We start from the raw sequence: 15,498 nt of genomic DNA on the forward strand, positions 1-15,498 counted from the left end.
ACAATGCGAAGATCTGAATTTGAAGTCAATGACATTCAACTGGCACAAGAAATACTAGCGTCATGCGAGCATGGAACACTCTGTTTAGTTGATGGTGATGAGCCTTATGCTGTTCCACTTAATTTTGCTTGGTATGATGGAAAAATCTGCTTTCATGGCTCAAAAGAGGGACGTAAGATGGAAGTAATCGCTAAAAACCCCAAAGCGAGTTTTAGCGTAGTCAAACCTCTTTCATTGTTGCCGTCTTATTTTAGCAATACCCGCGCTGCTTGCCCTGCCTCACAGCTCTATATTTCGGTGCATTTTGTAGGCATGATTGAGCTTGTGGAAGAGCTGAGCCAAAAGGCAAATGTTCTCAATGCGCTTATGCAAAAACTTCAGCCAGAGGGCGGGTATGAGAACATAGAAGCATCAAATCCTATGTATAAAAAAGCAGTTGAAAACATAGGCATTGGAACGCTTATTCCAACATCAATTTCGTTTAAAATCAAAGCAGGTCAAAATCTGAACGAAGAGCGCAGAGCTTTGTTAATTGAAAAATTGAGCGAACGTGGAGAGCCACTGGATCTTTTGAGTGTAAAATTGATTAAGCAGATGAACGAGAAAGTGTAAAGAAGAAAGAGGCTTTACATGTAAAGCCTCTTGTGAGAAAATTTTAATTAAGCGTTTGCTTCTTTGAGCGCTGCTTCAACGTACATATCACGTAGTTTTTTCACCATAGGACCAGGTTTTCCACTGCCGATAGGTTTACCATCAATCTCGATGATCGGTAGAACAAAAATAGTTGCACTTGCCATAAATGCTTCATCGGCATTTAACGCTTCTTCAATGGTAAATAAACGCTCTTCGACTTTAATGTTATGCTCTTTTGTGTACTGCATAAGAAGTTTTCGGCGAATACTTGGCAAAATAGCATTTGAAAGTGGACGTGTAATGATGACATCGTCTTTAATGATAAACGCCGCTGATGAAGTTCCTTCAGTCACAAAACCATCTTCAACCATCCAACCCTCATAAGCACCTTTTTGGTGGACTTCTTCTTTGGCTAAAACTTGACCGAGAAGTGAGATAGACTTAATGTCGCGTCTTTTCCATCTGATGTCCGCACAACTGACTACTTTAATACCTTTGTCTGCAAGAGGGTTTTTGATGATCTCTTTTTTAAAGGTAAATGCCATAAACGTTGTTGGAGTATTTTCAGGGAAGTAGAATTCACGAGGCGCAACACCACGTGTCACTTGCATATAAATGCCACCTTCCACAACATCATTTTTAGCAATCAAAGTGTCTAAAATAGTTTCAATCTCAGCTTTACAAAAAGGTGCTTTAAGACCAATTTTGCTCATGCTCGCATTGAAACGCTCATAAAAAGGCTCTTTATCAATTACTTTTCCATTAATAACAGGTACAACTTCGTAGATGCCATCACCAAAAAGATAACCACGATCAAAAATCGATACTTTGGCATCTTCCTCTTTACAAAAATCTCCGTTTAAAAAAACAATACTGCTCATTACAGACTCCAAAAAAAATAGTGATGAAATTGTACCAAAAGGTTTCTTAGGCATGTGTGCAATAAGTAGGCAGAAGGTCTTTTTTTGTTTGTTCGTTGTTCTATTCTTAAAGATTAAAGAGATATTATTTTTGAAGCGTTTGTGGTAGATTGGGTTGCAGTGCAAAAAGTTAAAAGTTTAGCCATCTCCCTAAAGTTCTTAAGTTCTCAACTAAGATGTTATGCTAAAAGGATAAAACATGAAATTTTTACTAACTAGTTTACTTTTTAGTTCAATCTTATTTTCTGCTAGTTTTGATTGTTCAAAAGCCACGACAACATTAGAGGAATCAATTTGTGAGAATGTGGACTTAAATCAACTTGATGATATGTTAGGAAAAAAGTTTTTTTCTATAAAAAAACAACTCAATGAGACAGATGTCAAACTCTTACAAAATGAACAGAAACAATGGCTGAAAGAAAGAACATCCATATGTAGTAGAAATGATGTTGCATGCCTCATAAATTTATACCAAGTCCGAATTAATTCCCTACAAGATGAATATGCTAGCAAACTTCAAAAAAACATGCATTTAAATGTCCTCTGCAATCAAATTAAATCTGATTTTGAACAAGCTATTGAAAAATGTGTGTTTGATCAGGACTGTATATCATCGGCATTATCGAAAAGTGCGTCCGGACTTAGGAGATATGAACATCCTGAAGTTGCAGTCAATAATTTTGGATATACCCAGATAAAAACCGCTTCAGCAAAGACCAGCGCTAAGGGAACTAGCTTGGTGCAATTGGATAAATTTCAAGGAGACAGATTCCCTAGATTTCGTGAGAGTAGATTGGTAGACTCTGCTACTTTATCAGAAATTCTTTCGCTACCTCGTAAAGAGTCTCACAAAAGAAGCGATAATGCCGAAGAGTTTCAACAAGTATTAGACAAAGGGCAAAAAGTATCTGACTATATGGCATATCTCTACTACGTAGATGGAGTTGGCGATATTGTAGTAATACCTGATTGCGAAATAGAAACTGAGTATGGTGCAATTGACAAGTGTGCTCAAGTGAACACTTTAGATGTATTATTAGTTTACAGTAACACAAATACTAAAAAAATTTGTCATTTCGATACACTTGAAATAAATCCACAAATAACAAAAATAGAAAATATTTTTTTATCTTCAGATGAACCTTCTGAAAGACTTGAAGCTTTAAAAAAAATCAACACATTGTCACCAGATAAGCAATATAAATACAATTGTATTGCATTGAATGATCAAGATGCAAATGTAAGATATTATGGAATCATGAAGTTTAGAGGACCTGCAAAAGAGACTATACCTTTAATGTTAAACACTATAATTCAGGATCCAGTAAAAGACAATAGAGATATGGCTTTATTTATTCAATTAACCCCACCATTTACTGACAACGGTGCAGATCCATGCGAAAACTTTTCTATTATTGAAGAAAATCTTGATTTAGCATTCGAAGTATATGATCGAGTAAGCTATTCCTCAGAATCTACAGTTGCTATGCGTAATCTTCTTGGTTCAGGTTCTCAGTGTTGTACAACAATGAAAAAAGAAAATATTGAGAGGATATATAACAAACTTGCATCTCAATTTTGGTCTGAAGATAAAAAGAGATATGAACAATGTTTAAATTTGAAATAGGAAAAAAAAGGGGGGACAGCTACTTTAATGACTGCCCCCCTCATTTTAGGGGTCAGGGCTAAATTTTTAACTTTTGACAATTTATAGAAAATGGAGACAGGCTATTTTTACAGAATTAGACAATAAATCTTTTACATGTAAATAAAAAGTAGCCAGTGCCGAATGGCACATGGCTCAAACGCTTTTTTTCAACAAAACTGATGGATTACGTGGCACGAAAATCAAGTGATTAAAGCCCTAAAATAGGGCTTTAACTTATGTTCTAAATTGATTGAGAATGGTGTTGAGTTTTTCGGTAAGGGTATTGAGGTGATCACTCGCCCCTGCGATTTCTTCCACACTTCTTGTATTTTGCGTTGCTAACGTATTGATTTCTTCAATTTTGGAAACGATGGTATCGATTTTTTCACCTGTTTGGATGTAGTCGTTAACCGTTTTTTCATTGAGTTTGGTTGCAACATTCATCATAGAAACAGTGTTATCCAGTTTGCTTTCCACATCCCCTGCGAGCACGTTTAATTCTTGGATTTGTGCTGAATTAACATTCATTCTCTCTGAGCTGTCCGTGATAGCTTGAACTATGACATTAATGGTTGCGTTGATTTCAACCAAACTTTTTTGGGTGCGCTCTGCTAAGGTGCGTACTTCATCGGCAACGACTGCAAAGCCTCTTCCATGCTCTCCTGCACGTGCAGCTTCGATGGCAGCATTGAGTGCTAGAAGGTTTGTTTGATCAGCAATATCGCCGATGACGGTAAGAACATTTTTAACTTGGTCGGCATCAGAGCTAAGTTGTTGGATTTTTTGTGCAAGTTCTTGCTCTGTTTGCGCGCTCTCTTGAACACGCTGTCCCAGTTTTTGAAGGAACATACGAGCACTTTGGAGTTCATTATTTGCCTTAACAATCTCTTCTTTTGAAGCTTTTGCTTCATTGACGGAAGAGACAATTTCTTGTTTGGTCTCGCTTGACATGTGTGTGGCTTGAGAAATGATGATTGCAGAGTCTTCCACGCGTTTGCCCACTTGCAGGGTTGTCGCTGAGAGCTCATGCGCAATCGATGCATTTTCAGAACTGGTGTCTTTTGCTAATTTGATGGTTGACTGAACTTTAGCGATAAATTGGTTAATCTCATGGGAAGCATCACCAATTTCATCTTGATTTTTAATAGCTAATTTTTTGGTTAAATCACCATCACCCGTTGCCAAATCATGGGCAGTTTCTTTAAGGCTTAAAAGAGGTTTGGCAATAATACTGGTGGTAAGAAAATAGATGGCAATAATAGCCAGTAAAGCAACGATAAAACCAACGACAACTTGCAACGAAGCATTGCTGTAAAGTCGATCGCTCATGTCTTTATCAAGTACCAACGCTTTAGCCAAGATAACTTCTCGTGGTACTTGAATCAAAACCGCCCAAGGTTTGCCCGTTTGTCCAAGCTTGATTGGCGCAACTGTTTCTATCATTCCACTATCATTGTTGATCCTAACTAATGCCTTACCTGATTGAATAGCTGTATAAATCTCTTCCCAACCTTTAGGCATCACTTGTTTAAAATGACCTCCAATCATAGAAGGGTTCTCACTTTGAGCTACCAAGAGACCATTGTCAGAAATGATGGACACTTGCCCATTAGCTTCAAACAATGCTTTATCAGCTTTTTCAGCAATTTTTTGAACAAAGTCTAAGTTATAATCAGCTCCAGCCACGCCATAGAATTTACCATTGACATGAATTGGCACAGACATCGTTGCGAGGAATACTTGCTTACCTTGTACGATATAGGGCAAAGGTCCAAGTACACTTTCTTTATTCTGCTCACGTGGTGTAATGTACCAGCCACCTTTAAGAACACCGTTAGGATGCTTGTCGTAGGTGTCGTACTCTACTAAAGGTTGAACGGCAATATTGCCTTTATCATCACGCGTCCAATAAGGAGTAAAGCGCCCCGTAGTCGGATTGTTCCCGTCTTTGTCCACATGGAAGTTGGCATCCATGCCATCGATTGCATTTGGCTCCCAACAGGAGTATGTACCATTAAAGCTCTTGTTACTTTTCAATACATTGAGAAGCACAGCATTGAGCTGGTCGCGACCAATGCCCAGCGCTTCTTTACCATCTTTAGGTTTGAGTTTACTCACTTCAAAGGTATTAGCCATCGTACGAGCAGCATCCAAAGCTAACTCCAACTCGGACTGAATGGTACCACTTTGCTCACCAGCTAAATTTTGCAGTCTCTCCATGTTGAGCTCTGTTAACAAAGAAGAAACCTCCGCGGAAACGCGATCTTGTGTTCTCGTGGATGAAAACAACCCGTAACCCACCAATAGGATAACTGCTGAAACCAAGCAAAGCCCAGCTATCAAAACAATTTTAGTTTGAATCGACTTAAATATCATCGTACGTCCCCCCTTTTATTATTATTTATTGTATATAAAAATATACAATGAACTGATATTGCTATCCATTGTTTACCAATTAACATGAAACTCCTTATTTGATATTTGTCACGCTATAACAAATATTAGTATTATGAGAAATATGGTCCCATATTCTTCATGCTATAACTTAAACATTTAAGATTTACTTAAAAGTAAGCTTCATATGGTTAACACGTGATAAGAAATCACAGATTGTAGAAAAGTTAACAAAGAGCGATAAATAGCATTCTAGGTACAATTATTTAAACTATTTTAGATGAAAATTGATTCGTAATTTGAAGTAACTAATGCAATTTTTTGAGATTAGAAACGAAAAATGAGCTTTGATATTTTTCAAGTCTAGCTTCATCTGTTTAAGCGTCATCCATAAATCACCAAGCTTGCCTCCATTCTTCCTTCTTCCTATAACTATAGGGATTTACTACAACCAATCAATATTTTGCTTTTTGTTGAAATTTTTTTTCAAAAGTATTTTTCTACGGAACACTATATGCAAAAGTGTGTAGTGAAATAAAAACTCACAAAGGAGAACAAAATGGCAGAGCTTCGACAAATTGCTTTTTACGGCAAAGGCGGAATTGGTAAATCTACCACTTCACAAAATACACTAGCGGCAATGGCGCACTATTTCGGTAAAAAAATTCTTATCGTTGGTTGTGATCCTAAAGCAGACTCTACACGTCTTATCTTGCATGAAAAAGCACAATGTACCATTATGCAACTAGCAAGTGAAGCAGGTACAGTTGAAGACCTAGAGCTTGAAGATGTATGTAAACCAGGTGCGGCTGAGTTTGATCCAGATAACACAGATATTACAGAAGGTTTTATTATGTGTGCTGAGTCTGGTGGACCAGAGCCAGGAGTTGGTTGTGCAGGACGTGGTGTTATTACAGCGATTAACTTCCTTGAGGAAGAGGGCGCTTATGACCAAGATTTAGATTTCGTCTCTTATGACGTACTAGGGGATGTTGTTTGTGGTGGATTTGCGATGCCAATTCGTGAAGGTAAAGCACAAGAGATCTACATCGTTATGTCAGGTGAGATGATGGCTATGTATGCGGCAAACAACATCTCTAAAGGTATTTTGAAATACGCAAATACCGGTGGTGTTAGACTTGCAGGACTTATCTGTAACGCTCGTATGACAGACCGTGAGTATGACTTGGCAAAACATCTTGCTGAGCAAATCGGAACACAACTCATTCATTTCGTACCAAGAAGTAACCACGTTCAACGTGCAGAGCTTCGTCGTATGACCGTTGTTGAGTTTGCGGATAAAACAGACCAAGCGTTTGAGTACAAAGAGCTTGCTCGTAAAATCATCGCGAACGATCTTAAAGTAATCCCTAAACCATTAGAGATGGATGATCTTGAGGCATTGTTGATGGAATTTGGTTTAGAAGAAGAAGTCGAAGCAGACGCTATCGGCAAAAAAGCAACAGCATAAGCCATTTGTGACACGCTTTTAAAGCAAAGCTCTAAAAGCTACGCTAACGCTGAGTAACGCTTGGCGGGATGCCCACGCACCCTTGGTGCTATAAAAAAATTTAAATGTAATAAGGAGCACACCATGTTTATTTGCGGATACCACTTCCCAGCATCTTTGGGAAATAAAATTAGTCATGAGCAAGTCGTAGAGAGAGTCACAGCAGAAGTTGGCGATCTTTCAGACGTTAGTTACGCAGTCCTTACCAGTGAAAACCGTGATGGCATCAAACAAGAAGACCTTCGCGTTGAGAAAGGAACATTTCTTTTCACTGCATTGGCTGATTACTATAAAAAGTCAGACATTGAGGGTGAATACAAAATGATTTTTTACACCAACAAGTATCAAATGAGTGAAGTTTCAAAAGCAGTCGATGGTGGCGTAACAGCAGCTGTTTGCAAAAAGCTTGATGATATGCTTCTGTATCGGGTCAAAGTCGCTTAAGTAGCGGCTTACATGTAAAAGGAAAAGAGCATGACAACAGAAACACTACTAAGCCAACAAGAAGCTGCGATCGCGGAAGTGCTTGCTGCTTACCCTGAAAAGGCGAAAAAAAGTAGAGAAAAACACCTCGGCGTTGATATGCCTGATGGTGTTAAAGGTGCTTGTGATGCAACCAAGAGCAACAAACAGACCGTTCCAGGTGTCATGAGCCAAAGAGGTTGTGCTTATGCTGGAAGTAAGGGTGTTGTTTGGGGTCCTGTGAAAGATATGATTCATATCTCTCATGGACCGGTTGGTTGTGGTCAATATAGCCGTGCTGGTAGAAGAAATTATTACATCGGAACAACAGGCGTTGATACCTATGTAACGATGAACTTCACAACAGATTACAATGAAAAAGACATCGTTTTCGGTGGCGATAAAAAGCTTAAAGCGGCACTCGCTGAGATTGATGGTCTTTTCCCACTTAACAACGGTATTTCTATTCAAAGTGAATGTCCAATCGGTTTGATTGGGGATGATATTCAAGCGGTGGCTAAAGGCTACAAAAAAGAGTCTGGAAAGCCTACTGTTGCGGTTTCGTGTGAAGGTTTCCGTGGTGTTTCCCAAAGTCTTGGTCACCATATCGCGAACGATATGATTCGTGATGAGGTTTTACCTGATAACTCGTATAAAAAAGATTTTGAATCAACACCTTATGATGTTGCGATTATTGGCGACTATAACATCGGTGGGGATGCGTGGAGTTCAAGAATTTTACTTGAAGAGATGGGTCTTCGTGTTATCGCTCAATGGAGTGGTGATGCAACCTATAAAGAGTTGACCATCGCTCCAAAAGCGAAAATCAACCTTCTACACTGCTACCGAAGTATGAACTACGTTGTTCGTCACATGGAGCAAGAATTTGGTGTGCCTTGGATGGAGTATAACTTCTTTGGTCCTAGCAAAACAACAGAGAGCTTACGCAAAATTGCGGCGTTCTTTGATGAGACTATTCAAGCTAAAACCGAAGCGGTTATCGCTAAATACACTGCAATGACAGACGCTGTCGTTGCTAAATACCGCCCGAAACTAGAAGGTAAAACCGTTATGTTGTACGTCGGTGGTTTACGTCCTCGTCACGTTATCGGTGCTTACGAAGATTTGGGAATGAAAATTATTGGAACGGGTTATGAGTTCGGACATGGTGATGACTACAAACGTACCAAAGACGAACTTAATGGCACAACCTTGATCTATGACGATACCAACGAGTACGAATTAGAGCAATTTGTCAAAAGACTTAAACCAGATCTTGTAGCGAGCGGTGTTAAAGAGAAGTACGTTTTCCAAAAAATGGGATTACCATTTAGACAAATGCACTCTTGGGATTATAGTGGTCCGTATCATGGATACGATGCCTTTGCAATTTTTGCAAAAGACATGGATTTGGCGTTGAACTCCCCTGTATGGGCTCACACCAAAGCACCATGGGAATCTAACTAAGGAGAGCACAATGCAAGACGTAGAAAACATAGTAAACGGGCAAAAGCTCTTTTTAAAACCAGAGTATCAAGAAGTTTTCAAAAACAAAAAGCAATTTGAAAGTAACACAGGTTCAACAAACCCTGAAAAAGTAATCGAAATTGCTAAGTGGACAACCACATGGGAATACCGTGAGAAAAACTTAGCACGTGAGCACATCACGATCAACCCAGCCAAAGCGTGTCAACCTTTGGGTGCTGTTATGGCAGCACTTGGGTTTGAAAACACCATGCCGTATGTTCATGGAAGTCACGGTTGTGTAGCTTACTTTAGAAGCTACTTTACACGTCACTTTAAAGAGCCAACACCGTGTGTGTCTGACTCTATGAGTGAAAGTGCAGCGGTTTTCGGTGGTTTGGCAAACATGAAAGAGGGTTTACGTAACTGTAAAGCACTCTACAAACCAGACATGATCGCAGTTTCTACAACCTGTATGGCAGAAGTTATCGGTGATGACTTGAACGCGTTTGTGATCGGTGCGCGTAAAGATGCTGAGGGTGAGCTTGACAACACGCCAATTCCAGCGGCACACACACCTTCATTTGTTGGTAGCCACATCACAGGTTATGACAATATGATGAACGCGATTCTTCAAGAACTGAACATGGTTGAAGAGGGCGTTGAAGTAGAAAAAGATGCTGAGCGTATCAACATCATCCCTGGTTTTGAGCCATACCTTGGAAGCTTGAAAGAAGTGAAAAAAATCGCTTCTATGTTCAGCGACAAGATCGTTATGATCGGTGACCATGAAGATCAGTGGAATACACCAGCAGGTGAGTATAAACTCTTCTCTGGCGGTACGCCTTTAGCCGTTGCTAAAACAGCAAGAAGTGCAGGTGCAACTATCTCTTTGCAAAAGTACTCTACACAGGCTACTGCGAAGACGATCAAGGGTGACTGGAAACAAACTTACGCTACGTCTAATCCAATCGGCTTAGGTGGAACAGATGAGTTTGTCATGAAACTTAGCGAGCTTACAGGCAAGCCAGTCCCTAAAGAGTTGACATTGCTACGCGGTCAACTTGTAGATGCGATGCAAGACAGCTACCCGTATATGCACGGTAAAAAGTTTGCTATCTGGGGAGATCCTGACTTCTTGTTAGGTGTTGTTTCTTTCTTGGTTGAGATGGGTGCAATTCCTGTACACGTTCTTTGCCATAATGCACCACGTAAAAACTGGGAAAAAGAGATGCAAGCCATCCTTGATAAATGTACCTTCAAAGAAGAGTGTCATATCTGGGCAGGAAAAGACTTGTGGCATTTAAGAAGCCTTCTTTTCACAGAACCAGTTGATTTTATGATTGGTAACGTTTATGGAAAAGAGCTTTACAGAGATACCAAAATTCCTTTGATCAGAATTGGCTTCCCAATTTTTGATAGACATCATCTACACCGATACTCTATCAGCGGATACGAAGGTGCGCTAAACCTTTTAACTTGGATTACCAACTCCGTCTTAGACGCGTTGGATGAAGAGACAAAAGATATCGCAAAAACCGACTACTTCTTCGACTGTGTGAGATAAGAAGAGAGCCTAAGCTCTCTTCTTTTATACTTTTAATAGTGTGTCAAAATTTTCTTTAATATACTCTGCAACGCGAAATGCATTGGCATAAATTGTCCATGTATAAGGCACACTACCACCTGTTGGCATGAAGCTACCATCGGTTATAAAAAGATTGTGTATGTCATAGCTTTGGCAATAACGATTGAGTACATGTTTTTTCGGATCATTTCCAAAACGACATCCTCCTGCTTGAAGATTTTGCGGAGGCAGTGGCGAGATAGCGTAGGTAATGTTTTTTGCTCCCATTTTTTCAAGCACTTGTACCGCTTTTTGGGCTAAGAATTCTCCTACTATGACATCTTGAGGATGCGCTCCTATACGAATGTTTGCAACAGGAATACCGTATTTGTCCTTGTATACTTCATCAACAGAGACAAAACAGTTGTCATTGGGCATCCAATCATTAAAGACTTCAAAATTGAGTACCCTCTTTGTTGTTAAGGTTTGAAAAATTTTATCTTGAAGTTTTTTCCCAAAGATCAATGTCCCATCTTCTCTTTTCAGGCTGTTTGCACGTCGTATTGGATTGGCATGTTCAAATAAAAAATCAACAACGCCCCCTTTAAACTCTTTCGTAAAATACCAATCTTTGAGCGCACGATTGACAAAAAGGCCTGCTTGTAAAAGTGTCTCTTGATTGAAATGGCTTAAATCAAACTCTCCTGAACCGATACCTCCACCTGAAAAGACCATATTTTTTCCAACAGCCCCTGATGAGTTAGCAAGTCCTTTTGGAAATGCCTTGTTTTTTGAATTTAATAATAAGCGCGAACTCTCCACCGCTTGTGCTGCAAGGATAAAAAGCTTAGCATGGACATACTTTTTCGTCCCTTCTTGTGTGAGGTACTGGGCTCTTTTAATGGTGTGTGTGTTGTCTGTTTCTAATTTCACAACGAACGCATTGGCGATAATATGCAGATTTCCCGTTGCTAAAGCGGGCTGAATAAGCGCAGCACGTGAACTTCCCTTTGCTCCACTCGAACAGGCATACGAACCGCAATAATTGGAGTAATAACAAGGGTTTCGCCCTTCCTTGGGCTCTGAGAGAATAGCCCTAGGCGTTTTAAAAGGCGTAAAATGCAAAGCCTTGCAAGCCGTGTCAAAATTTTCAACAATAGGATGTTCTGCTAAAGGAGGGTATGGATATTGCGCGGTACTGCGCGGTTCTTGGTGCGCGTACTCTGTCATCTCGCCTGAGACACCTACGATTCTCTCTGTGCGTTCATAAAAAGGTTCAAGCTCTTCATACGTAATAGGCCAATCTTCAATATTGGCTCCTTCATAAGCCCCATAAAGAGATTTTAACTTAAAATCATTGGGTTTAAGACGATGAAAAAATCCACTCATAAAGTTTGAAGAACCTCCTAAAAGGCTACCGTTCCAGAAACTCCAGTTATTTTCATACGAAGGTGTTTTGACCCATTTTCCCTCTTCAAAGCTCTCAATGACATGGTATTCGTCTCTTAATTTTGGGGTAAAAACATCACGCTTGGTATAGGCTATCTCATCTTTTGAAAAATCTTTTTCACTGTAGATGTCTCCTTTTTCAAGGATCACCACTTTTTTGCCCGCACGAGAGAGTTCATAAGCAAGAGGCCCAGCACCTGCGCCGCTTCCTACAATACACACATCATATGTCATATTTTTCTCCCATAGGTACTTTTCGGACGAGGTTCTCCCTTTACATGTAAAACAGATTTCCATCCTATTTCCTCTGTGTTACCCCCGTAAATTGGATCGCCAAACATTGCTTCAAGCGTGTAATAAATCAGCCGTGAGAGCCATTGCTCCAAATACGCATCCTCACTTGCTAGCTCTACGATATGGTATTGAGCTTCTGCATTTTCTTGAAAAAAATGAGAAAATTTTTGGTTAAAAACAGAAGCTCCTTCGATCAAAAGTTCCAAATCATTTTGATCAAAATAGGGGCTGGTGCTATTGACGATTAAAAAGGAAAGGGCATTGACATTTTTTGCAGAGGGCATCTGTTCGGTTGCAGGCAATAAGACTTCTTGGACACTTTCGATGGTTCTCCACACAGAAGCAGGAACATCTTTAGCATACGCGTCTATGCTTAAAAAAAAAGGTGATGAAGCACTCAGTGCCATAAATGTACGTCTATTCATAGGGTGCATTCTAACACATGCATGTAAAACTTTTGTGTAATACGACTACATATTCACTACACAAAATGTCATTATACTGTCACTATCCAAACCCAAAAGGAGATCTACAATGCAAGTATTTTCAAACGTTAAACCTCTCGCAGCACTCTTCATCGCTGCTATGTTCGTAAGTGGCGCTATGGCAGCTGATAGTAAATGTGGTGGTGATATGAACGCTACGAAAGATGCGAAAGAGATGAAAAAACCAGCTGACACTAAATGCGGAGGCGACAAAGCGAGTGATGCTAAAAAACCAGCTGATGCCAAATGTGGTGCTGCTAAATGCGGTGGCGAAAAGAAATAATCTGCAATGCGGTTATTTTTTGTTAACACAATGCAATCAATCGTATTGTTGAGTGTGAGAGTTATGTTGGCATATGGATTTTATGAACCATCTGTACGGAAGTGGAGCGATATTCACTCCGTTGCAGAGTGGTTTGAAACACTTAATATTCCTCTGCCTTTACTCAACGCTTACCTTTGCGCAAGCATTGAGAGTGTGGGTGTCATTTTACTGATTTTAGGCTTGTTAACGAGATGGATTTCGTTACCATTAAGTGCTGTTATGGTGGTTGCAATTCTAAGCGTTCATTTAAGCAATGGCTTTAGTGCAACCGATGGAGGTTTTGAAATTCCTCTTTACTATCTACTATTTCTTGGGGTACTATGTGCCTTTGGTGCAGGAAAAATCAGCGTAGATTATTTTCTTTTTGAGAAAAAAAAGCCATCATCATGTATGCCATAGCTTTGCAAAAGGCTATGGTATAATTGGCTTAAAAGGAAGTGGTCGATGAAAATTTTATTGCTAGAAGATGATCCAATTTTATCTGATATTCTACTCTGTCATCTAAATCGCCATCTTCATCAAACGACTCACTTTAGCGATGGACAGTCGGCTTCTGATGCGCTCAGTACCCAAAAATTTGATCTTTTAATCCTTGATATTAATGTCCCAAAACTCAGTGGTATTGATCTTATTAAAGAAATTCGTACCTATAAGGACACGACACCTGCTATTATCATTACCGCGTTTCAAGATACGGCTCATTTGAAAAAAGGATTTGAAAATGGTTGCGATGATTACATCAAAAAGCCTTTTGATCTTGAAGAGCTTGACTTGCGCATCAAAAACATTCAAAAACGATTTAATCTTATCAATGAACAAGCCATCATTATTGATTCCCATCTTTCATTAATGGCTTCTAAAAACCGCTTGTATGTCAATGAAGTACCTTATACCCTGACGCGTAAAGAGTGCAAAATCTTACTCTATTTAAGTAACCACAAAAGTAAGGTTGTCTCCTCAGAAGAGCTGATGCAAAATTTATGGGATTATGATGAAATGCCTAGCGAAGCGACGATTAGGGTTTACATTAAAAATCTACGCAATATTATTGGAAAAGATAAAATTCAAACCGTTAGAGGGAATGGATATATTTTTGAATAAAGAAGAGCAGGGCGCATTATGGCGATTTTTAATCATCTATGTCACTTCGGCACTCTTTCTCATGAGTATTATTGCTATCTTGTACTACAACAATGAAACCAATAAGCTTCATGAAAAACGTTCAATGGAAATTAAAACCGTTGTGATGAGTTACGAAAAAGAGTTGATGCAAGCGGAGATGGATAAAGTGCCGTATCTGTTTCATCCACCCAAAGAATTTTTCACGGTTGCTCTGTTAAAAGAAGATAAACAGACTCTTTTTTCAAGCTTCAAAACGCCGTTGCTTGATTTAAATACAACACCCTATGCTGTTCATCAATTAGCAACTCCCATTAATGGCGTAGCTTACATTGTTGTTGATGAAGACATGAGCGAACGAGAGATACTCAGGCTTAAATTTATTATTTTGTTTACAATGGTTATATCTGCGCTCTTTGTGGGTGTTGAAGGCTACTTTTTAAGCCGCTTGTTGCTTAAGCCGGTTCACTTGCGCATTGAAAAGCTCAATCATTTCATTAAAGACAGTTCTCATGAACTAAATACACCCGTTGCCGCTTTAATGATGAGCGTTTCAAACTTGAAGCAAAGCTCTTTTAAAGATGTACGTGTTATCAACCATATTTCCATTAGCACAAAACTCATTTCTCAAATTTACAATAGCCTTAGTTATATTGCATTTCATGATATTGATGAAGTGTTTGAAGAGTCATTTGATCTTGCCCTTTTAATTCAAGAGAGCGTTGGATTTTTTAATGAAATAGCTTCGACTAAAGACAATACAATTACGGCACAACTTCAAACAACATTTGTTTACATGGATAAATCACGTATTCAAAAAGTGATCCATAATCTTCTCTCGAATGCTATTAAATACAGTTATCCCAAAACAGCGATTTGCGTTGAGCTTTCAGAACATCTTTTAACCGTTAAAAATGAAGGTGTTGGCATTTGTAAAGAGAATCAAAAGAGCATTTTTAAGCGCTTTGAGAGAAGAAGCAATGCGGTGGGAGGCTTTGGTATAGGGCTTGATATTGTGAATTCTGTTTGTAAAATGTATGATATAAAAGTATGGGTTGAATCCATCCCAAATAAAGAGACAAACTTCTTTTTACAATTTCCTATCACTCAAATAGTTGTAAAAGATTAACTTCATTAATACGTTTATTCAACCAACCCTAAATTCAAACTGTGCTAAGATGACCCTTATACTTTTACCTCTATTTTGGGAATAAAAAGGAATTTTTTT

At 39.1% G+C, this 15,498-nt stretch carries 14 protein-coding genes; 10 read left to right on the forward strand and 4 right to left on the reverse strand.

The window, feature by feature from the left end; all coding sequences use genetic code 11:
* Window positions 1–3 precede the first annotated feature (3 nt).
* Entirely contained in the window at window positions 4–612 is a 609-nt protein-coding gene (locus tag V7Q04_RS05260; RefSeq protein WP_333803878.1) for a pyridoxamine 5'-phosphate oxidase family protein, read from the forward strand.
* A 47-nt stretch (window positions 613–659) separates the two neighbouring features.
* On the opposite strand, the gene V7Q04_RS05265 is transcribed toward V7Q04_RS05260, so the two are convergent.
* Window positions 660–1,514 (reverse strand): D-amino-acid transaminase, encoded by an 855-nt coding sequence (locus tag V7Q04_RS05265; protein ID WP_333803879.1) that lies wholly within the window; start codon window positions 1,512–1,514, stop codon window positions 660–662.
* Between the two features lie 238 nt (window positions 1,515–1,752).
* On the opposite strand from V7Q04_RS05265, the gene V7Q04_RS05270 reads away from it, so the two are divergent.
* Window positions 1,753–3,180, forward strand: a complete 1,428-nt coding sequence (locus V7Q04_RS05270) for a lysozyme inhibitor LprI family protein (protein WP_333803880.1) — start codon at window positions 1,753–1,755, stop codon at window positions 3,178–3,180.
* A gap of 255 nt (window positions 3,181–3,435) precedes the next feature.
* Here the strand turns inward: V7Q04_RS05270 and V7Q04_RS05275 are convergent, their stop codons facing one another.
* Complete coding sequence (locus tag V7Q04_RS05275; protein WP_333803881.1) at window positions 3,436–5,577, reverse strand: methyl-accepting chemotaxis protein; 2,142 nt, start codon at window positions 5,575–5,577, stop codon at window positions 3,436–3,438.
* A gap of 577 nt (window positions 5,578–6,154) precedes the next feature.
* Here V7Q04_RS05275 and nifH point away from each other — a divergent pair.
* The 4 genes from nifH to nifK all read left to right on the forward strand — a co-directional run bounded on the left by nifH (window position 6,155) and on the right by nifK (window position 10,598).
* Complete coding sequence (gene nifH / locus V7Q04_RS05280; RefSeq protein WP_041959604.1) at window positions 6,155–7,066, forward strand: nitrogenase iron protein; 912 nt, start codon at window positions 6,155–6,157, stop codon at window positions 7,064–7,066.
* Between the two features lie 123 nt (window positions 7,067–7,189).
* Complete coding sequence (locus V7Q04_RS05285; protein ID WP_333803882.1) at window positions 7,190–7,549, forward strand: hypothetical protein; 360 nt, start codon at window positions 7,190–7,192, stop codon at window positions 7,547–7,549.
* 30 nt (window positions 7,550–7,579) lie between these two features.
* Window positions 7,580–9,034, forward strand: a complete 1,455-nt coding sequence (gene nifD / locus V7Q04_RS05290; protein WP_333803883.1) for a nitrogenase molybdenum-iron protein alpha chain — start codon at window positions 7,580–7,582, stop codon at window positions 9,032–9,034.
* Window positions 9,035–9,044: 10 nt separating this feature from the next.
* Window positions 9,045–10,598, forward strand: coding sequence for a nitrogenase molybdenum-iron protein subunit beta (gene nifK, locus V7Q04_RS05295; RefSeq protein ID WP_333803884.1), 1,554 nt, complete (start codon window positions 9,045–9,047; stop codon window positions 10,596–10,598).
* 24 nt (window positions 10,599–10,622) lie between these two features.
* Here the strand turns inward: nifK and V7Q04_RS05300 are convergent, their stop codons facing one another.
* On the reverse strand, window positions 10,623–12,281 hold the full coding sequence (locus V7Q04_RS05300) for a GMC family oxidoreductase (protein ID WP_333803885.1): 1,659 nt from the start codon (window positions 12,279–12,281) through the stop codon (window positions 10,623–10,625).
* A complete protein-coding gene (locus tag V7Q04_RS05305) occupies window positions 12,278–12,766 on the reverse strand; it encodes a gluconate 2-dehydrogenase subunit 3 family protein (RefSeq protein WP_333803886.1) in 489 nt (162 codons plus the stop codon). Before V7Q04_RS05305 ends, V7Q04_RS05300 begins: the two co-directional genes overlap by 4 nt.
* A gap of 109 nt (window positions 12,767–12,875) precedes the next feature.
* On the opposite strand from V7Q04_RS05305, the gene V7Q04_RS05310 reads away from it, so the two are divergent.
* From V7Q04_RS05310 to V7Q04_RS05325, 4 genes are read left to right on the forward strand one after another with little or no spacing between them, the layout of a single operon-like run.
* Window positions 12,876–13,109, forward strand: a complete 234-nt coding sequence (locus V7Q04_RS05310; RefSeq protein ID WP_333803887.1) for a hypothetical protein — start codon at window positions 12,876–12,878, stop codon at window positions 13,107–13,109.
* Window positions 13,110–13,115: 6 nt separating this feature from the next.
* The gene (locus V7Q04_RS05315; protein WP_333803888.1) at window positions 13,116–13,550 is read left to right on the forward strand and encodes an HvfX family Cu-binding RiPP maturation protein; all 435 of its coding nucleotides are present in this window, start codon (window positions 13,116–13,118) and stop codon (window positions 13,548–13,550) included.
* A gap of 45 nt (window positions 13,551–13,595) precedes the next feature.
* The gene (locus V7Q04_RS05320; RefSeq protein ID WP_333803889.1) at window positions 13,596–14,252 is read left to right on the forward strand and encodes a response regulator transcription factor; all 657 of its coding nucleotides are present in this window, start codon (window positions 13,596–13,598) and stop codon (window positions 14,250–14,252) included.
* Complete coding sequence (locus tag V7Q04_RS05325; RefSeq protein WP_333803890.1) at window positions 14,245–15,399, forward strand: sensor histidine kinase; 1,155 nt, start codon at window positions 14,245–14,247, stop codon at window positions 15,397–15,399. The genes V7Q04_RS05320 and V7Q04_RS05325 overlap by 8 nt, the downstream gene beginning before the upstream one ends.
* Window positions 15,400–15,498: the final 99 nt, after the last annotated feature.

This window comes from Sulfurospirillum sp. (genome assembly GCF_036802865.1).
Lineage (GTDB): Bacteria > Campylobacterota > Campylobacteria > Campylobacterales > Sulfurospirillaceae > Sulfurospirillum.